Genomic DNA, 19,652 nt, shown 5'->3' with positions numbered 1-19,652 from the left:
GCCCGACGTCCTTCGCGCGTCCCGACGGGGGATGCAGAACGCGCAGATCGGATGCTACACGCGCGAGTGCAACCGTGAGGTCGAGACCGTCCAGACACCCGACGATTCACGGCGCGCCTGCAGCGCACCGGCAGCGGGCCTGCAGGAACGCTGCTCAGGCGCTGTCGCGCAGGGGCCCCGGGGCGGCGTCCGGTGCGGGGTCCGGTGCGGGGTCCGCCTCGCTGCGGCGGGGGTGGACGACGCCTGTGAGGAGCACCGGCGGCGCACCGCCGTCGAGCGCCGCGACCTTGCTCTCCGGGGTGCCGAGCGAGGCCTTGCCGCGCCGCCGGCCGCCGCTGTTGTTCGCGACGATGACCGCGACGTAGGGCAGGCAGACGGCCCCCGCCGCGAACACCCAGCGCAGCCACCCGTCGACGACGAGGACGAGGACGACGCACATGGTCCGGACGAGCATCGAGACGAGGTACTTCGCCATCCGGGCGTCGAGGTCGTCCGAGAGCGGCGTCACCGCATTGGTGATCTGGTGGACCTCCGGGCCGGTGCTCCCGGGCCCCTGCACTGGTCGCGGCACGTGTCCACGGTACGGCGCGGGACCTCCGGCCGCACTGCGGAGCAGAGGTCAGCGGACCCGCAGGACGAGCTTGCCGGTGCTGCGGCGGGCGAGCAGGTCGCGGTGCGCCTGCGCCGCCTCCTCGAGGGGGTAGCTGCCGCCGACGACGGCGCTCAGGCGGCCGGCCCGGACGAGCGAGGTGAGCTCGTCCATCGCCGGGCCGAGGCCACCGGGCATCCGCAGCGCGTGGACGAGCCAGAACCCGATGACGGCCCGCGAGGTGGCCATGAGCATCCCCGGGGCGACCGGCGACGGCGCCGTCCGTGACGCCATGCCGTACGCGACGAGCCGCCCCATCGGCGCGAGCGCCGCGAGCGAGCCGTCGAAGACGTGCCCACCGGTCATCTCGAGGACGACGTCGAGGTCCCGGCCGCCGTTCGCGTCGCGCAGGACCTCCCGCACCTCGTCCGCGGTCGTCGTCCCGGAGACGTCGACGGCGGCGTGCGCGCCGAGGGAGACCGCGAGGTCCCGCTTCTCCTGCGACGACGCGGTCGCGACGACCCGGCCCGCGCCCCACTGCCGTGCGAGCTGGACGGCGAGGGTGCCCACACCGCCCGCGGCCGCGTGGACGACGACGCTCTCGCCGAGGGTCAGCCGCCCGCAGGTGCGCAGGAGGTGCCACGCGGTCGTGCCCTGCAGGACGAGCGCGAGCGCGGTGCCGTCGTCGATGCCGTCCGGGACGGGGAAGACCGCCGCCGGGTGCGCCAGTGCCTGCTCCGCGTAACCGCCGCCGGCAGCGAGCAGCGCGACGACGCGCTCGCCGTCCCGGTCGCCGCCGCGGACCCGTCCGACGACCTCGCCGCCCGGGATCATCGGCAGGGTCTGCCGTGCCAGGTAGCTGTTCTCCGTCTGGTGGGTGTCGGCGTAGTTCACCCCCGCCGCGTCCACGTCGATGAGGAGGCGGCCCTCCTGGGGCTGCGGGGCCTCGACGTCGACCGCGGTGAGCACCTCGGGGCCGCCGAACTCGGTGATCTGGACTGCGCGCACCGCCGCACGCTACCGCCTCCACCACGGCGCACGAGCCGGACGACACCCGGGGGAGGCGTCCCGGCCCTCGCGACCGATAGGTTCGGGACCGGCAGGCCGCACCCCTGCCGCCCGCCCAGCGCAGGAAGGTGAGCATGCCGCGCAGCGTTCTCGTGACCGGTGGCAACCGGGGGATCGGTCTGGCCATCGCCCGGGCCTTCGCCGCCGACGGCGACGCCGTGACCGTGACCTACCGCTCCGGCGAGCCGCCGGAGGGGCTGGCCGGGGTCCGCTGCGACGTGACGGACACCGCCTCCGTCGACGCCGCCTTCGCCGAGGTCGAGGCGAACCAGGGGCCGGTCGAGGTCCTCGTCGCGAACGCGGGCATCACCAAGGACCAGCTCCTCATGCGCATGAGCGACGAGGAGTGGGACAGCGTCATCCAGACGAACCTCGCCGGGGCGTTCCGGACCGTGCGCCGGGCGTCGAAGGGCATGATCCGCCTCAAGAAGGGGCGCATCGTCCTCATCGGCAGCGTCGTCGGGCTCTACGGCTCACCGGGGCAGGTCAACTACTCCGCGACGAAGGCCGGCCTCGTCGGCATCGCCCGCTCGGTGACCCGGGAGATCGGCAGCCGCGGCATCACCGCGAACGTCGTCGCCCCCGGCTTCGTCGAGACGGACATGACCGCCGTGCTGCCCGAGGACCGCAAGAAGGCGTACGTCGCCGCGATCCCGGCCGGCCGGTTCGGCCAGGTCGCCGACATCGCCGCGGCCGTCACGTTCATCGCCTCGGACGCCGCGGGCTACATCAGCGGCGCCGTCATCCCGGTCGACGGCGGCCTCGGCATGGGGCACTGACCCGCCGGCCCCGACGTCCTGCCGCAGCACCCGGTCGACGACGACCACTCGCACCGCGCCCGCACCGTCCACCACGCACCCGACGAACACCAGGAGGAGCCGACGATGGGTCTGCTCGACGGCAAGCGACTGCTCGTGACCGGGGTCCTCACCGACTCCTCGATCGCGTTCCACGTCGCACGGTTCGCGCAGGAGCAGGGCGCGACCGTCGTCCTGTCCTCCTTCGGCCGCCAGATGAAGATCACCCAGGCGATCGCCCGCCGGCTGCCCAGCGCGCCGCCGCTCGTGGAGCTCGACGTGACGAGCACCGAGAACCTCGCCGGGCTGGCCGACGCGGTGCGCGAGCACGTCGACGGCCTCGACGGCGTCCTGCACTCGATCGGGTTCGCCCCGCAGGGTGCCTTCCAGTTCCTCACGGCACCGTGGGAGGACGTCGCGACCGCGGTCCACATCTCCGCCTACTCGCTCAAGGCCCTCGCGGTCGCCACCGAGCCGCTCATGGGCCCGGGGAGCAGCATCGTCGGCCTGACCTTCGACGCGTCGAAGGCCTGGCCCGTCTACGACTGGATGGGTGTCGCGAAGGCGGCCTTCGAGTCGACCGCGCGCTACCTGGCCCGCGACCTCGGGCCCAAGGGCATCCGGGTCAACCTCGTCGCCGCCGGCCCGATCCGGACGACGGCCGCCAAGTCCATCCCCGGGTTCCAGGTCTTCGAGGAGTCCTGGGGCTCCAAGGCCCCGCTGGGCTGGGACGTCAACGACCCCGAGCCGACCGCGCGCACCTGCTGCGGCCTGCTGTCCGACTGGTTCCCGGCGACGACGGGCGAGATCGTCCACGTCGACGGCGGGTTCCACGCCATCGGCTGACCCCGCGCCGGCTGCGGCCGCGGAAGGCTCTCACGGGCGCCGTCCCGGCACCTGTGACCCGGGCCACGTGCGGGCCCGCATGGTGTTGGATAGCGAGCTATGACCCTCCCCGTGGTGCAGCAGCGGCATCTCGTGCTGCTGCGCCACGCGAAGTCGGCCTGGCCGCACGGCGTCCCGGACCACGAGCGCCCGCTCGCCGGCAAGGGCCGGCGCAACGCCCAGGCCGTCGGTGCCTGGTTCCTCGGCGAGGGGCCGCGCCCCGAGCTGGTCCTGTGCTCGGACGCCGTCCGCGCCCGTCACACGTGGGAGATCGTCGCGTCGTCGCTCGAGGACGTGCCACCGCTGCGGATCGAGCCGGGGCTCTACGGCGCCGAGCCCGAGGACGTCGTCGCGCTCGTGCGTGAGGTGGCCGACGACGTGCGCACGGTCGTCGTCGTCGGCCACGAGCCGACGATGTCGGGCACGAGCATGCTTCTCGCCGGCCGCGGGTCGGACCGCCCGGCGCTGGCCCGGATCCGGGAGAAGTACCCGACGAACGGGGTCGCGGTGCTGCGGTTCGAGGTGCCGTGGCGGCAGGTCGGCGCCGGTGGCGGGGTGCTCGAGACCTTCGCGGTGCCGCGCGCCTGACCCCGTCGGGTGGCACGTCGAACGGCAGAAGCGTTTTTCGGGAGTCATCCTGGCCCGGTCGTTCGTCGGAGACGGGGGAGCCCTCGCGGCCCCCGCCGACGACCCCCGACCGGAAGGGACCCCGTGACGTCCGCCGTCGCCGCACCTGCCCCGCCGTCCGCCGTGCTCATGCCCCGGGCGGCGCAGCCCACCGCACCGGCGGGGGAGCCGTCGGGCGAGATGGGCGGCCTCACCGGCACCGTCCTCGACGTCGTCGAGGCGCTCGGCGCCCTCGGGGTCGGGCTGCTCACCGTCGTCGAGACGGTGTTCCCGCCGCTGCCGAGCGAGGTCATCCTGCCGCTCGCGGGGTACCTCGCCGAGCGTGGCCGGATGAGCCTGGCCGCGGTCCTCGTCGCGGCCACGGTCGGTGCCGTCGTCGGCTCGTGGGTGCTCTACGGCGTCGGGGCCAGGCTCGGGCGCGAGCGGTCGGCCCTCCTGCTCTCCCGGCTGCCGCTCGTCGACCGCGAGGACGTGGACGGCGCCATCGCCTGGTTCGACCGGCACGGCCCGTGGGCCGTGCTCTTCGGCCGGCTCGTGCCGGGGGTACGCAGCCTCGTGTCGCTGCCCGCGGGCGCCTCCAACATGTCGCTCACCCGGTTCACGGTCCTCACGACCGTGGGCAGCCTCGCCTGGAACGCCGTGCTCGTCGGCGCCGGCTACGCCCTCGGCACCCAGTGGCGCACCGTCGAGCGGTACGCCGGCGTCGTCGACAAGGTCGTCTACGCGGCCGTCGTGTTGTCGGTCGGGCTGTTCGTCGTCCGACGGGTGCGCCGGCGCCGCCGCGCCGACGTGCCCCCGCAGCCCGTGCGGACCCGGGACCAGGTCTGACCCGGCTCGGGCCGAAAGTCACGTAACGAAGTGCCGAAGTCCTCAGGCGTCATGACTCGATGACGGGGCGTCACGCCCTGTTCGTCGGGCGAAGGCCTACCGGCGAAGATTCCCGGTCCGCCGGGACCTAGGTCCGACCGCCTCGTCACCGCAGGTCAGAGGCTCGATGGCAATGCCGGCTGGCGAGGTTAAGCGCTTGCATCCGGACCGCGGGCCCAGCAGTCCCTGAATGCCGACGAAACGCCCCTGGCACGGCCTTGATCGTGACTTAGTGTCGTGACGTCCGTGCGGGGCGTACGGACGTTGGGGCGCTGGGAGTTCCCGTGAAGGTCGCTGTGTTCGGCTTGGGTTATGTCGGAACCGTGACTGCGGCGGGGCTCGCCTCCGTCGGGCACGACGTCGTGGGCGTGGACGTCGACCCGGTGAAGGTGGACCTCGTCACCGCAGCCCGAAGCCCGGTGGTGGAGCCCGGGATCCTCGACCTGCTCGCCGACGCGGTGGCCGCCGGGCGGCTGCGGGCGACGACGCAGCCGCAGGTCGCGCTGGACGGCGCGGACGTCTCGCTCATCTGCGTCGGGACGCCGTCCTCCCCGCAGGGCAGCACCGACCTCACCTACCTCGACCGGGCCCTCGACGGCATCCGCGCGGCGATGGCCGGGGCCGCGCCGCCGGCGTCGGGCCGGCACGTCGTCGTCGTCCGCAGCACCGTCCCGCCGGGGACGGTCGAGGAGCACGTCGTCGCGACCTTCGCCGGGGCGGGAACGCCCGCGGGCTGGGCGGTGAGCGCAGCGATGTGCCCCGAGTTCCTCCGCGAGGGGTCCGGGGTCCACGACTTCTTCCACCCGCCCTTCGTCGTCATCGGCACGCAGGACCCGGCAGCGGAGGAGGTGCTCCGCGGGCTCTTCGCCTTCCTCGACCAGCAGCCGCACGTCGTCGACCTGCGCGTCGCCGAGGCACTGAAGTACGCGTGCAACGCGTTCCACGCCACGAAGGTCTCGTTCACCAACGAGCTCGCGAGGATCTTCCGCGCGCTCGACGTGAACTCGCGCGAGGTCATGGACATCTTCTGCGAGGACACCGTGCTCAACGTGTCCCCGGCCTACCTGCGGCCAGGCTTCGCCTTCGGCGGGTCCTGCCTGCCGAAGGACCTGCGCTCGCTGCTGCACATGGCCAGGGCCAACGCGCTCGACGCACCCCTGCTCGCGAGCACGATCCGGACGAACGAGCTCGTCGTGAGCGACATCGTCGACCGGGTCGTCGCCGGGCCGGACCGCCGGGTCGCCGTCCTCGGCCTCAGCTTCAAGATGCACACCGACGACCTGCGCGAGAGCCCGAACGTCGACCTCGCGGAACGGTTGGTGGGCAAGGGGTTCGACGTCCGCATCTACGACCCGATCGTCAACCCCGACCAGCTCGTGGGCTCGAACCTGCGGTACATGGAGAGCCGGCTCCCGCACCTGGGCAGGCTGCTCTCCCGGGACCCCGGGGAGGCGCTCGAGGGGGCCGGCACCGCGGTGGTGTCGACGACCTGCCCCGAGGTCCTCGCTGCGCTCGAGGCACAGCCGCCGGCCAGGATCATCGACCTCGTCGGCCGGCTCGGCCACGGCGTCGAGTCGCTGCCCGGGTACGAGGGCATCGGGTGGCCGGCGTGAGCCGCGACCGCGCCGCCGCGCCCCGGGTGCTCGTCATCGTCCAGAACCTCCCCGTGCCGTTCGACCGCCGGGTGTGGCTCGAGTGCCGCGCCCTCACCGCCGCGGCCTACGACGTCACGGTCGTCTGCCCGAAGGGACCCGGCGACCCGGCGCGGGAGGTGCTCGAGGGGGTCACGCTCCTCAAGTACCGCCAGTACGCGCCGGGCGGCGGCTTCGTCCAGTTCGCCCTCGAGTACGTGTGGTCGTTCGTCGCGACCGCGGCGCTCGTCCTGCGCGGGCGGCGGCACGGCCGCTTCGCCGTGCTGCAGGCCTGCAACCCGCCGGACATCTTCTGGCCGATCGCCCGGGTGCTCCGGCTCGTCGACGGCACCCGCTTCGTCTTCGACCACCACGACCTGTGCCCGGAGCTCTTCGAGTCCCGGTTCCCCGGCGGCGGCCGGCTGCTGCACCGGGCCCTGCTGCTGCTGGAACGGGCGACCTTCCGGACGGCGGACCGTGTCGTGTCGACGAACCAGTCGTACCGGGAGGTCGCGGTCCGCCGCGGCGGGAAGGCGCGCGGCGACGTGACCGTCGTCCGCACCGGCCCGGACCCCGACCGGCTGCACCCGGCGCAGCCGTGCCCGGCGCTGCGCCGCGGTCGCCGGCACCTCGTGGCGTACATCGGGGTCATGGGCCCGCAGGACGGCGTCGACGTCGCCGTCCGCGCCGCGGACGAGATCGTCCACGGGCTGGGCCGGGACGACGTCTCGTTCACGTTCATGGGCGCCGGGGACAGCTACGCCGACGTCGTCGCACTGCGCGACCGGCTCGGCCTCGCGGACCACGTCGACCTGCCCGGTCGGGTGCCGGACCAGACCGTCGTCGACGTGCTCTCGACCGCGGACATCGGCCTGTCCCCGGACCCGAAGAACCCGCTCAACGACGTCTCGACGATGAACAAGACGTTGGAGTACATGGCGTTCGGCCTGCCCGTCGTCGCCTTCGACCTCACGGAGACGGCGGTCTCGGCCGGCCCCGCGGCGGCCTACGTGGCCGACGGCGACGTCCGCGGCTACGCCCGGACGATCCTCGAGCTGCTCGACGACGACGACGAGCGCGCCCGGATGGGGCGCTGCGGCCGCACCCGGATCGAGGACGAGCTCGGGTGGCCGCACCAGCGCGTCGCCTACGTGCGCGTCTACGACGAGCTGGTCGGCCGGGTGCCGGCGTCCGTCGGCGGGCCCGCGCCGGAGCCGGTGCGCGTCATCGACCTGAGGACAGCGGAGACGGCCGATCCGGCCGACGAGCCGGCCGACGAGCACGGCGCGCGGCGGAGCTGACATGTGCGGCATCGCGGGAGCCTTCCAGCAGCCGGACGGCGAGGACCTCGTCGGGGCGATGACCCGGCGGATGGCGCACCGCGGCCCGGACGCCGCGGCGGTCACGACCCTGCGGGGCGACCGCGCCGTCTGCCACCTCGGGCACCGCCGGCTGTCGATCATCGACCTCTCGCACGCCGCGGACCAGCCGTTCGTCAAGGACGGCCTGCACCTGGTCTACAACGGCGAGCTCTACAACTACCGCGAGCTGCGGGCCCTGCTGGAAGGCACCGGGGCCCGGTTCGGCACCGACTCCGACACCGAGGTCGTCCTCGAGGCCCTGCGCGTCTGGGGGACCGACGCCCTGCGCAGGTTCCGCGGCATGTTCGCGCTCGCGCTGCACGACGAGCGGCGCGGGTCGCTCCTGCTGGCCCGCGACCCGCTCGGCATCAAGCCGCTGTTCGTCATGCCGCGCGGCGACGGGCTGCTCTTCGCGAGCGAGCTCAAGGCGATCGTCACCGCCGTCGGCCCGGAGCTGGCCGTCGACCCGGCCGCGCTCGTCGCGTCGACGATGTACTACTTCGTGCCCGAGGACCGCTGCGCGGTGCGCGGCGTGCACAAGCTCCCGGCCGGGACCTGGTCCCGCTGGGACACTGCTGGCGACGTCGTCACGGGCCGGTACTGGGACGCCGTGGAGGAGGCCCTGGCAGCCGCCGACGGACCTCCCGCGGACCTCGCCCGGGTCGTCGAGGAGTCGGTCCTCGCACACCTCGTCGCCGACGTCCCGGTCGCGTCGTTCCTCAGCGGCGGGCTCGACTCCAGCCTCGTCACCGCGATCGCCGCCCGCCAGGACCCGTCGATCGAGGCGTACGCGATCGCGTTCCGGGCGCAGGACCAGCGCCTCGAGGCGATGCCGGACGACGCCGTCTACGCCCGGAAGATGGCCGCCGAGCTGGGGATCAGGTTGCACGAGATCGAGATCAGCCCGGACGTCGTCGACATGCTGCCGCGCGTCGTGGACGTCCTCGACGAGCCGATCGGCGACCCGGCCGCGATCAACACGGTGCTCATGTGCGAGGCCGCCCGGGACGCCGGGGTCAAGGTGCTGCTCTCCGGGATGGGGGCGGACGAGCTGTTCGGCGGGTACCGCAAGCACCTCGCGTGCGTCCTCGCGGCGCGCTACCAGGGGCTGCCGGAGACGTTGCGCACGAGGGTGATCGCCCCCGGGGTCGGCCGGCTGCCGGTCACCGCGGGCGGGCGCGGGCTGCGGTACACCCGCTGGGCGAAGCGTTTCCTCGGCTTCGCCGGGCTCGGCGAGGAGGCCGGGTTCCGGCGCAGCTACACGCTCTACGACCCGCCCGCGCTCGAGGCGCTGCTCGGCCCGGCCCTCGCGCCGTACGTCGCCCCGCTCGTCGACGACCACCGGGTGCTCTACGAGGCCGGCGCGATGGGCGACCACGTGAACCGGATGTGCCTCACCGACGCGCGGCTCTTCCTGCCCGGGCTCAACCTCACGTACACCGACCGCGCGAGCATGGCGGCCTCGACCGAGGTGCGGGTGCCGTTCGTCGACACCGAGGTGTTCCGCGCGGCGTTCTCGATGCCCGGCAGCCGCAAGATCCGGGGCCGCACCCAGAAGGTCTGCCTGCGGGAGGCGGCGGCGGGCTGGCTGCCGAAGGAGATCCTCGAGCGGCCGAAAGCCTCGTTCGGCGCCCCGCTGCGCGCCTGGGTGACGAACGACCTCGGGCCGCTCATCGACGACGTCCTGCTCGACGGACGCCTCGTGCAGGCCGGGCTGATCCAGGCCCTCCCGCTGCGCGCGATGGTCGCCGACCAGCGCAGCGGCCGCTCGGACGAGTCCAAGCAGCTGTGGCAGCTGCTGTCGATGGAGCTGTGGTTCCGCGGGGCCATGGCCGCGGGGGTGGCGGCGCCGTGAGCGCGCGGACGCCCCGCAGGACCGGCCCAGGGAGAAGGAGCACGTCGTGAAGCAGGTCGCGCAGAACTACCGGTCGGGGGACCTTGCCGTCCTCGACGTCCCGGTGCCGTCGTGCAAGCCCGGCGGGGTGCTCGTGCGCACCCTCTTCTCGCTCATCTCGACCGGCACCGAGATGATGAAGGTCAGCGAGGCCCGGCTCTCGCTGCTCGGCAAGGCCCGGGCCCGGCCGGACCAGGTGCGCAAGCTCATCGACTCGGTCGCCCAGCAGGGTGCTGTCGCGACGTACCAGAAGGCGATGCAGCGGCTCGACAGCTACACCCCGCTCGGGTACTCGCTGTGCGGAGTCGTCGTCGAGGTCGGTGCGGGGGCGGCCGACGCGTTCGCGGTCGGGGACCTCGTCGCGGCCGCGGGCAACGAGTTCGCGCTGCACGCCGAGCTGAACTGGGTGCCGACGAACCTGTGCGTCCGGGTGCCGGACGGCGTCGCCCCGGAGCACGCGGCGTTCGCGACGGTCGGTGCGATCGCCATGCAGGGCGTCCGCCGCGCCGAGGTCGCGCTCGGCGAGACGGCGGTCGTCATCGGGCTCGGGCTCATCGGCCAGCTCGCCGTCCGGCTGCTCGTGGCGTCCGGCGTCCAGGTGGTCGGCCTGGACCCCGTCGAGGCGCGCTGCCGCGACGCCGAGAAGGCGGGGGCGCTGCTCTGCGCGGCCCCGGACACCGACGGTGTCGGCGCCGTCGAGCGGCTGCTCGCGGCCCGCACCGGCGGGATCGGCGCCGACCACGTGCTGCTCGCCGCGGGCGGCGACTCCAACGCGCCCGTCGAGACGGCGGCCCGGCTCGCCCGCGACCGGGGCCGGGTCGTCGACATCGGCAAGACCCGGCTCGATCTGCCGTGGAACGCCTACTACGACAAGGAGCTCGACGTCCGGTTCTCCCGCTCCTACGGGCCCGGGCGCTACGACGACAGCTACGAGCTGGACGGCGTCGACTACCCGGCCGGGTATGTCCGGTGGACCGAGCGCCGCAACCTCGCGTGCTTCCTCGACCTGCTGGCCGACGGCTCCGTGGACGTCGCCTCCCTCGTGCCCAGCGTGCACCCGGTGCAGGACGCGCCCGACGTCTACGGCCGGATCCGTTCCGGCGCGCTGCAGGGTGTGGGCTTCCTGCTGTCCTACGACGGCGCCGGGGCGGACGACGTCCGGTCCGCGCGCACCGTCCGCGGCGTGAACGGCGTGACGCCGATCGGTGCGTCGGCGGCGGCCGGCCGGCGCCCGGTCCGCCTGCCGGGCGGACCGGTCCGGCTGGGCTTCGTCGGGGCCGGCAACTACGCGACCTCGATGCTCCTGCCGCACCTGGGCCCGCAGGCCGGCGTCGAGCTGGTCTGCGTCGCGACGACGACGGCGCTGTCCGGGTACAACGCACAGCGCCGGTTCGGCTTCGGCACGATCACGACCGACCTCGACGTCCTGCTCGACGATGACAGCCTCGACGCGGTCGTCGTCGTGACCCGGCACAGCTCGCACGCGGCCCTCGTCCGGGCCGCCCTCGAGCGCGGCCGCACGGTCTTCGTCGAGAAACCGCTCGCGCTGACCCGCGAGCAGCTCGACGGCATCGTCACGACGGTCGAGGAGACCGGCAACGACCGGCTCATGGTCGGCTTCAACAGGCGCTTCTCGACGCCGGTCGCGCACCTGCGGGAGGCGCTCGGCGGCGCCCGGGGGCCGCTCGCCGTCCGGTACCTCGTCAACGCGGGCCGGCTCGACCCGTCGAGCTGGTACCTGGACACCGAGGGCGAGGGCTCCCGGTTCGCCGGCGAGGGCGGCCACTTCGTCGACACCGTGAGCGCGCTCGTCGGGGAGGACCCCTGCGAGGTCTGGGCGACCGGCCACGGTGCCGACGTGCACGCGGTGCTCACCTACCCGGGCGGCTCGGTGGCGGACCTCGCGTACGTCACGGGCGGCAGCCCGCGCTTCCCCAAGGAGACGATCGACGTCGCGGCGGGCGGCGCCAGCGCGCGGCTCGACAACTTCCGTCAGGTCACGGTGTGGCCGGCCAAGGGCCGGACCCGGCGGCGCGGCATGTCCCGCACCGACAAGGGGCAGCAGGCCGAACTCGCGGCGTTCGTCGAGGCGGTGCGGACGGGCGGACCGATGCCGGTCCCGTTCGCCTCGCTCGTCGCGACGACCCGCGCGACGCTCGCCGTGGGCGAGAGCATCGCCGGCCGTGGACCGGTGACGCTGTGACGGACGGCTCCCGCGCCGGTTGGTACGTGCGCCGGCTGCGGCGGATGTCGCCGGCCGAGGTCGGCCACCGGGCCGTGGACGCGGGCCGCCGCCAGGTGTGGGCGCGGCGCCGGGTCGCGCCGGGCGCGACCGCGCCGGCCCCGGGGGCGGTCACGGACCGCGAGTTCCGGGTGGTGCTGCCCGCGGCCGCCCGGGAGCAGGTGCCGGCGGACGCCGCCGCGGCCGTCGTCCGCGCCGCCGACCGGGTGCTCGAGGGGCGCTGGGAGGCGCTCGGGGTGCACCGGCCCGACAGCGCCGCACCGGACTGGTTCCACGACCCGGTGACCGGCCGCACCGCGCCCCAGGACCGCCTCGCGTTCCGGGTCGCGCACCGGGACGAGACCGTCACGGGCAACGTCAAGCAGGTCTGGGAGCTCTCCCGGCACCACCAGGTGACGACGCTCGCGGCGGCCTGGTGGCTCACCGGCGACGAGCGCTACGCCGAGGCCGCGGCCGGCCAGCTGCGGTCCTGGTGGCAGGCGAACCCGTTCCTGTCCGGGGTGCACTGGACGAGCGGGATCGAGATCGGCCTGCGGCTCGTCGCGTGGGTGTGGACCCGGCGGCTGCTCGACGACTGGCCCAAGGTCGGCGACCTCTTCGAGGGTGACGACGACGCGCTCCGGCAGATCCGCTGGCACTGCGAGTACCTCGCCGCCTTCCCGAGCCGCGGCTCGTCCGCGAACAACCACGTCGTCGCCGAGGCGGCCGGGCTGCTCGCCGGGGCCTGCGCGTTCGACTGGTTCCCGCGGTCGGCGCGCTGGCGCGCGGACGCCGCCCGGCTGCTCGAGCGTGAGCTCGCCGCGAACACCTTCCCGAGCGGGGTCAACCGCGAGCTCGCCACCGACTACCACCGCTTCGTCCTCGAGCTCGCGCTCGTCGCCGCGGTCGAGGCCGACGCCGCGGGCCGGCCGCTCTCCCCGGCGACCTGGCTGCTCGTCGCGCGCTCCCTCGACGCGGCCGTCGCCGTCCTCGACAGCGCCGGGCGGCCGCCGCGCCAGGGCGACGGCGACGAGGGCCGCGCCCTCGTCGTCGACGACCCGGAGCGCGACCCGTGGTCCGCCGTCCTCGGCGCCGGGGCCGCGCTCGTCGGCCCGATGCCCTGGTGGCCGGCCGCGCCCGCCGCCTCGGTCGAGTCCGTCGTCCTCGCCGCGACCGGTCGCCGGCACCCGGTCGACGGCCCGGGGGAGCGCGCCTCGCGCCGCCCGCGCAGCTTCGCCGACGCCGGCCTCACGGTGCTGCGCTCGCGCCCCGAGGACGGGCCGGAGCTGTGGTGCCGCTGCGACGGCGGCCCGCTCGGGTTCGGCTCGATCGCCGCGCACGGGCACGCCGACGCGCTCTCGGTCGAGGTCCGGTACGACGGCGTCGAGCTGCTCGTCGACCCCGGCACGTACTGCTACCACGGCGAACCCGTTCTGCGGCAGTGGTTCCGCTCGACCGCCGCGCACAACACCCTCGAGCTCGGCGGCGTCGACCAGTGCGACGCCGGGGGCCCGTTCCTGTGGATGACGCACCCGCGGACGACGACGCTGCGCCAGGAGCCCGGCGACGCACCCGTGCGCCTGTGGGAGGCCGCCCACGACGGGTACACCCGGCTGCCGGTCCCGCTCGTGCACCGCCGGCTCGTCACGCTCGACTCCCCGGCCCGCACGCTGACCGTCGTCGACGAGGTCACCGGCCCGGCCGGGACCGGCACGTCCTCGGCCGCACCGGCCCCTGCCGGGGTGCCGCTGCGGCTGTCGTGGCACGTCGGCCCGCACGTCGACGTCGTCCTCGGGGACCGCACCGCCCGGCTGGCATGGACGGCCGACGGCGGACGCCGGACCGCCCTGCTGCGGCTGCCCGCCGACCTCGCCTGGACGGCGCACCGCGGCGAGGAGGACCCGCCGCTCGGCTGGTACTCACCCCGCTTCGGACGCCGGGTGCCGAGCACGAGCCTCGTGGGGACCGGCTCGGCGGCGGCCGGGACGCACCTCGTCACCGTGCTGGAGCTGTCATGAGCGACACCGTCCTCGACGTGCGCTCGGCGCGGACCCTGCTGCGGCGGCGCAGCCGGCTGCTCGCCGCCGCGGCGGTCGTCGGGCTGCTTGCGGGCGTCGCCTACGTCGCCTTCGTGCCGCCGACCCTGACGAGCACGACGCTCGTGCTGCTGCCCACGCCGACGATCTCCGGCGGCGGCGGCCGTGACGTCGCCACCCAGGTCCGCATCGTGCTCAGCGAGGCCGTCCTGGGGGCGGCCGGGAGCACCGTCACGCCGGCGCTGTCGGTCGGCCAGGTCGAGCGCCGGGTGCGGGTCGACGCACCGACCGACCAGCTGCTCGAGATCAGGGCCGGGTCGGCCGTCGCGGCGCGGGCCACGGCGCTCTCCCAGGCGGTGGCCGACTCCTACGTCGCCTTCGTCCGGGAGGCGGACCGCAGGGTCACCGCCGCCGCGCTGGCCGACCTCAGCGCCCGGGAGGCCGACCTCCAGGCGCAGGTCGAGCTGCTGCAGCAGGAGATCGACACGACCGTCGCCCGGCAGAAGGCGGCCCCCGCCGGGTCGTCCGACGGCCGGCGCGAGGCCCAGCTCGTCGCTCGGCTGCGCGCCGAGCAGGCGGACGTGTCGCTCCGGCTCGACACCGTCAAGGGCGACATCACAACGGCGGCACCGGTCGGGTCCGGCACCGGGTCCGTCGTCTCAGTGCTGCAGGACGCCGGCCCGGCCGTCGGTGACCCGCTCGGACGCCGGCTGCTCGTCTGGGCGCCCGCCGGCGCCGCCGCCGCAGTGGCCCTCGCCGTCGCTCTCATGCTCCTCGCCTCGCGCCGGGACCCCCGGATGACCCTGCGCGACGAGATCGCCGACGCCGTCGGCAGCCCGGTGCTCGCCGCGGCGCGCAGCCACCCGCAGCGTGCGGTCGCCGGGTGGCGGGTCCTGCTGCGGGCCTACGAGGCGACCCCGGTCGAGTCCTGGGCGCTGCGGCAGGTGCTGCGGGCCCTGGCCGTGGCCGACCCGCGGCCCGAGCGCAAGGGCGAGGCCAGGCCGCGGGTCGAGCACCCCCGCTCGCTCACCGTCGTCAGCCTGGACGGCGACACCCGGGCGCTGTCGCTCGGGCCGCAGCTCGCGGCCTTCGCCGCCTCGGTCGGGATCGCCACCCGGCTCGTCGCCGGTCCCGGCCAGGACCGCTCCGCGGCGCTCTGGGCGGCCGTCGCCTCCGACGTCGCCACGCACCCCCGGACGCACCTGACGATCGGCCCCGAGGAGCCCGCCGAGCCCGCCGACCTCACCGTCGTGCTCGTCGTGGTCGACCGGAACGCTCCGACGCTCGGCGGCGCCCCGCCCACCGCGACGACCGTGCTCGTCGTCGCCTCCGCGGCCGCCTCCGAGCAGGAGCTCGCCCGGGTCGCGGTGGCCGTCGACGACGCGGGACGGCGGATCGACGGCGTCGTCGTCGCCGACCCGGACCGGACCGACCGCACCTCCGGTCGCCACACCCTCGACGAGCGCGCCGTGCGCGCCCCGCTGCCGGTCCGGCTGACCGGTGTGCCCGGCGGGCAGGAACCCTCCGGCGAGACCTCGGGGAAGCGGTCGTGATCCCGGCCGTGTGGGACGTCCCCGCCGCGGACCCCGGGGACCCGAGCGGCCCGGGCCGGCCGGCGCCCTCGCTGGTGAGCCTGCACTACCTGAGGGCAGCGCTGCGGCGCCGGCTGCGCACCTGCGTGCTCGCCGCCGCGCTCGGCCTCGGCGCGGGCGCCGCGTACCTCGTCGCCGTGCCCCCGCCGCAGGCCGCGACGACCACGCTCGTGCTGACCCACGAGGTGCAGCAGGACCCGGCGCGCGCGATGGCGACCGACGTCAGCCTGCTGCGCACCCGCACCGTCGCGGCCCGCACCCTCGACGTGCTCGGGCTCGCCGGGACGCCGGACGCCGCCCTGACCCCGGACGCCCTCCTGGACTCGGTGAGCATCGAGCCGGTCAGCTCGGACGTCATGCGCGTGACGCTCGCGGCACCGTCGGGCGCCGAGGCGGAGCGCCGGCTCGACGCGCTGAGCGCGGTCTACCTCCGGTTCCGCGCCGAGCAGCTCACCGCGCAGTCGGACTACGTCGTCAGCGGCATGAACGAGCGGATCGCCGCGCTCCAGGAGCAGGTCACCGCGATCAGCGCCCGGGTCGCCGACCTGTCGACGTCGGCGACGGCGTCCACCGAGGACCTCACCGACGCGATCGCCGCGCGGGCCGACCTCGGGAACCAGATCGGCAGCCTCCAGCAGTCGGTGCAGGACCAGACGCTGCGCACGACCTCGCTCGTCGCGTCGAGCCGGGTGGTCGACCCGGCCGGCCGGGAGCCCGGCCCGGGCCTGCGGCACGCGGCCCTCGTCCTGGTCTCCGGGCTCGTCGCGGGCACCGCCGCGGGCGTCGGTCTCGTCGTCTTCCTCGCGGTGACGACGGACCGGCTGCGGCGCAGGTCCGAGGTGGCGACCGCGCTCGGCGCCCCGGTGCCGCTGAGCGTGCGCAGGCTCGCGCCGATGCCGCGCTGGCTGCGCCCGCTGACGAACCGCCTGGGCGTGGACGAGCGGCGCGCGGTGGACCGCCGGCGCTTCGCGCACACCCTGGAGTACGCGCTGCCGGCACCGGGGCAGCCCCGCCGCCTGCTCGTCGCGTGCCTCGACAACTCCGACGACGCCCGGTTCGGCGTCGCGACCGTCGGCCTCGTGCTGGCCGAGCAGGGGCTCGACGTCTCGATGGTCGACCTGACCCGCGCCGGCCGTCTCCAGGACGCCGTGAGGGCGCTGTCGACGTTCCCCGACGGGCCCGCGCCCGTCGTCCTGAGGCCGGTCGGCGAGCCGATGCTCGCGCAGGGTCCGGTCGACCTGCGCCGCGCCGGCGGGCCCGTCGTGGCCGACGGGGCCGACGGGACCGACTGGGCCGACGGGGCCGATGGCCACGAGGATCTCGGCCCGGACCGGCTCGTCCTCACCCTCGCCGACGTCGACCCCGCGGTCGGTGCGTCCGCGCTGGCGGTCTGGGCGCACCGCGTCGTCGTCACGGTGACGGCGGGCCGCTCGGGCGTCGAACGGATCCGGACGACGGCCGACCAGCTGCGGGACGCCGGGATGGTCCTGCGGCACGCCGTCCTGCTGCGCGCCGACCGGACCGACGACTCCTCCGGGCTGCTGCCGTCGACGGCCGAGCGGGTGGCGCAGCCATGACCGTCGTCCTGCCCGCCCGCCGCGACGCCCGCCGCGACGACCTCCTGCGCCGGGCGGCACCGCCGCGCGCCCCGATGCTCGTGTGGGCGGCGATCTTCCTCAACGTGCTCGCGTTCTCGGGGATGCCGACGCTGGTCCCCATCCCGGGCAGCCTCGGGCAGCTCGTCACGCAGGGGTCGCTCGTCGTCGCGATGGTGCTCGCGCTCCTGGTGAACCCGGGGATGGTCGTCCGGCCGAACCTCGTGCTCGTCCTGCTGAGCATGCTCGCGGTCGTCGCGCTCGTCGTCAGCCTGCACAACGAGTACCTGCTCGGGTCCACCTTCCGGGCCTGCCGGCTCATCGCGTTCACCTGCGTCCTGTGGCTGCTCACGCCGTGGTGGGGACGTTCCGACCTGCCGCTGCTGCGCTGGCACCTGACCTGCCTGCGGGTCATCGTCGGCAGCGTCCTCGTCGGCGCGGTGCTCGCCCCGGGCTCCGCCTTCTCCTTCGAGGGCCGGCTCTCCGGGGCGCTGTGGCCGATCCCGCCCACCCAGGTGGGGCACTACGCGGCGGTCCTGCTCGGCTGCACGGTGGTGCTCTGGTTCGGCGGGGTCGTCTCCGGACGCACGCTCGCGGTGACCGTCCTCGCGGCGGGCGGGGCGCTCGTCCTGTGCCACACCCGGACGGCGCTGCTCGCCATCGCGGTCGGGCTCACCCTCGCCGGCGCCAGCATGTTCCTCGGCCACGCGCGGGTGCGCCGGGCCTCCGCGCTGGTCGGCGTCCTCGCCGTCCTGGGCGCCACCGCGTTCGCCCCCTGGCTCCTCGACTGGTTCTGGCGCGGGCAGAGCGCCCAGGACGCCGCTCAGCTGACCGGCCGGACGAAGGTCTGGACCGCGGTGTTCGCGATGGACCGGCCGCGGCTCGAGGAGCTGTTCGGCTCCGGCCTGTCGAACAAGTCCTTCCAGGGCCTGCCCATCGACAGCCACTGGGTCGCCACCTACCTCGACCAGGGCTGGTTCGGCGTCTTCGTCAGCCTCGCGTTCCTGCTCGTCCTGCTGCTCCTGGCGTTCACCCACCCGCGCGGCGTGCGCCGCGCCGTCGCGCTCTTCCTCATCGGCTACTGCGCCGTCGCCTCGGTGAGCGAGACCGGGCTCGGCGACGCCTCGCCGTACCTGCTCGACCTCTTCGTCGCCGCCTCGCTGCTCGCCGTGCCGTCGGGGAGGACGCAGACGTGAGGATCCTCGTGCTGCACAGCAGGTACCCCGGCACGGCGCCGAGCGGGGAGAACCTCGTCGTCGACGAGGAGGTCGCGCGGCTCGCCGCCGCGGGCCACGACGTGACGCTCCTCCAGCGCCACAACGCCGACATCTCCGGCTGGGGCCCGCTGCACAAGGCCACGCTGCCGCTCGGCGTCGTCTGGAACGAGGCGTCGCGCCGGTCGCTGGCCCGCGCGCTGGACCGCGAGCGCCCCGACGTCGTCCACGTCCACAACGTCTTCCCGCTGCTCAGCCCGGCCGTCGTCGTCGCCTGCCGGGACGCCGGCGTGCCCGTCGTCCGGACGGTGCACAACTACCGCCTCGCCTGCGCCGCCGGGACCTACTTCCGGGACGGCCGGGTGTGCCACGACTGCGCCGACGGCCGGGTCGGGCCGGCGCTGCGGCACGGCTGCTACCGGGGCTCGCGGCTCGCGACGGCACCCGTCGCGGCGAGCGCCGTGCTCCACCGGCGGACCTGGCGCGACCTGGTCTCCGCGCACGTCTTCATCTCTGCCGCCCAGCGCGACCTTCACGCCGGGCTGCGCCTGCCGCCGGAGCGCTGCTTCGTCAAGCACAACGTCGTCGCCGTGCCGCCCGCGGACCTCGCGCCGGCAGGACCGCGCGAGCACGCCGTCGCCGTCGTGAGCCGGCTCGACGCGGCCAAGGGCGCACCGCTCGTCATGGCGGCCTGGGACGCGTTCACCGCCCGCCGTCCGGCCTCGGCCCTGCGGCTCGTCGTCGTCGGCAGCGGCGACCTCGCGGCGGAGGTCGCCGCCTGGGCCGCCCGCTCGCGCGGGGTCGACGTCCGCGGCCTGCTGCCGCGCGCGGAGGCGTCGCGCGTCCTCGCCGGCGTCCGGGCGGCGCTCGTGCCGTCGGCGTGGGAGGAGACGTTCGGCCTCGTCGCCGTCGAGGCGATGGCCGTCGGCACCGCGGCGGTCGCGCCGGCGCACGGTGCCTTCCCGGAGATCGTCACCGACGGCGTGGACGGCGCCCTGTTCCCGCCGGGCGACGTCGACGCGCTCGTCGCGGTGCTCGAGGACGTCGACGACCACCCGTCCCGCTGGGAGGCGCTCGGCGAGGCCGCCCGCGCGACCCACCGGGCCCGCTTCACGCCGGACGCCGACGCGGCCCGGCTCGTCGAGATCTACCGGTTCGCGGCGGAGCACCCTGCCGTGGCCGGCACCGGACGTCGGGGCGACGTCCGTGGTACCCCGCCGCCCGGGGCGCACGCGGCGGCGCGGGACGACCGAGCGGTCCGACCGCTCAGCTGAG

Annotated in this window: 15 protein-coding genes; 13 read left to right on the top strand and 2 right to left on the bottom strand. The window is 75.2% G+C overall.

All coding sequences use genetic code 11. The features are described 5' to 3' along the window. Positions 1-154: 154 nt before the first annotated feature. Positions 155-571 carry a DUF3099 domain-containing protein gene (locus EDJALFJO_RS25795; RefSeq protein ID WP_198950640.1) on the bottom strand — a complete coding sequence of 139 codons (417 nt, stop codon included), beginning with the start codon at positions 569-571 and terminating at the stop codon, positions 155-157. 48 nt (positions 572-619) lie between these two features. After that, positions 620-1,597, bottom strand: a complete 978-nt coding sequence (locus tag EDJALFJO_RS25790) for an NADPH:quinone oxidoreductase family protein (protein ID WP_088289181.1) — start codon at positions 1,595-1,597, stop codon at positions 620-622. A gap of 134 nt (positions 1,598-1,731) precedes the next feature. On the opposite strand from EDJALFJO_RS25790, the gene fabG reads away from it, so the two are divergent. From fabG to EDJALFJO_RS25725, 13 genes are all read left to right on the top strand, one after another. Then, positions 1,732-2,436 carry a 3-oxoacyl-ACP reductase FabG gene (gene fabG, locus EDJALFJO_RS25785; RefSeq protein WP_088289180.1) on the top strand — a complete coding sequence of 235 codons (705 nt, stop codon included), beginning with the start codon at positions 1,732-1,734 and terminating at the stop codon, positions 2,434-2,436. Between the two features lie 105 nt (positions 2,437-2,541). Continuing rightward, positions 2,542-3,300: an enoyl-ACP reductase FabI gene (gene fabI / locus EDJALFJO_RS25780; RefSeq protein WP_088289179.1), complete on the top strand. Its 759-nt coding sequence runs from the start codon at positions 2,542-2,544 to the stop codon at positions 3,298-3,300. Positions 3,301-3,399: 99 nt separating this feature from the next. Beyond that, positions 3,400-3,927, top strand: coding sequence for a histidine phosphatase family protein (locus EDJALFJO_RS25775; RefSeq protein ID WP_198950639.1), 528 nt, complete (start codon positions 3,400-3,402; stop codon positions 3,925-3,927). Positions 3,928-4,050: 123 nt separating this feature from the next. Then, positions 4,051-4,794, top strand: coding sequence for a DedA family protein (locus EDJALFJO_RS25770; protein ID WP_233150036.1), 744 nt, complete (start codon positions 4,051-4,053; stop codon positions 4,792-4,794). 323 nt (positions 4,795-5,117) lie between these two features. Further along, complete coding sequence (locus EDJALFJO_RS25765; protein WP_088289178.1) at positions 5,118-6,446, top strand: nucleotide sugar dehydrogenase; 1,329 nt, start codon at positions 5,118-5,120, stop codon at positions 6,444-6,446. Next, entirely contained in the window at positions 6,443-7,765 is a 1,323-nt protein-coding gene (locus EDJALFJO_RS34545) for a glycosyltransferase family 4 protein (RefSeq protein WP_158220571.1), read from the top strand. Before EDJALFJO_RS25765 ends, EDJALFJO_RS34545 begins: the two co-directional genes overlap by 4 nt. A gap of 1 nt (position 7,766) precedes the next feature. Continuing rightward, entirely contained in the window at positions 7,767-9,680 is a 1,914-nt protein-coding gene (asnB, locus tag EDJALFJO_RS25755; protein WP_088289176.1) for an asparagine synthase (glutamine-hydrolyzing), read from the top strand. Between the two features lie 46 nt (positions 9,681-9,726). Beyond that, positions 9,727-11,922, top strand: coding sequence for a bi-domain-containing oxidoreductase (locus tag EDJALFJO_RS25750; RefSeq protein WP_088289175.1), 2,196 nt, complete (start codon positions 9,727-9,729; stop codon positions 11,920-11,922). Positions 11,923-11,966: 44 nt separating this feature from the next. Continuing rightward, the gene (locus EDJALFJO_RS25745) at positions 11,967-13,958 is read left to right on the top strand and encodes an alginate lyase family protein (RefSeq protein ID WP_088289204.1); all 1,992 of its coding nucleotides are present in this window, start codon (positions 11,967-11,969) and stop codon (positions 13,956-13,958) included. Beyond that, on the top strand, positions 13,955-15,529 hold the full coding sequence (locus EDJALFJO_RS25740) for a Wzz/FepE/Etk N-terminal domain-containing protein (RefSeq protein WP_088289174.1): 1,575 nt from the start codon (positions 13,955-13,957) through the stop codon (positions 15,527-15,529). The genes EDJALFJO_RS25745 and EDJALFJO_RS25740 overlap by 4 nt, the downstream gene beginning before the upstream one ends. Beyond that, a complete protein-coding gene (locus EDJALFJO_RS25735) occupies positions 15,526-17,145 on the top strand; it encodes a hypothetical protein (RefSeq protein ID WP_088289173.1) in 1,620 nt (539 codons plus the stop codon). Before EDJALFJO_RS25740 ends, EDJALFJO_RS25735 begins: the two co-directional genes overlap by 4 nt. Further along, positions 17,142-18,359: a hypothetical protein gene (locus tag EDJALFJO_RS25730; RefSeq protein ID WP_088289172.1), complete on the top strand. Its 1,218-nt coding sequence runs from the start codon at positions 17,142-17,144 to the stop codon at positions 18,357-18,359. Before EDJALFJO_RS25735 ends, EDJALFJO_RS25730 begins: the two co-directional genes overlap by 4 nt. Then, the gene (locus tag EDJALFJO_RS25725; protein WP_088289171.1) at positions 18,356-19,651 is read left to right on the top strand and encodes a glycosyltransferase; all 1,296 of its coding nucleotides are present in this window, start codon (positions 18,356-18,358) and stop codon (positions 19,649-19,651) included. The genes EDJALFJO_RS25730 and EDJALFJO_RS25725 overlap by 4 nt, the downstream gene beginning before the upstream one ends. Position 19,652 lies beyond the last annotated feature (1 nt).

Source organism: Kineosporia sp. A_224, from assembly GCF_002198655.1.
Lineage (GTDB): Bacteria > Actinomycetota > Actinomycetes > Actinomycetales > Kineosporiaceae > R-H-3.
Note: the sequence above shows the minus strand (reverse complement) of the source record. Positions and strands in the feature narration are given on the sequence as shown.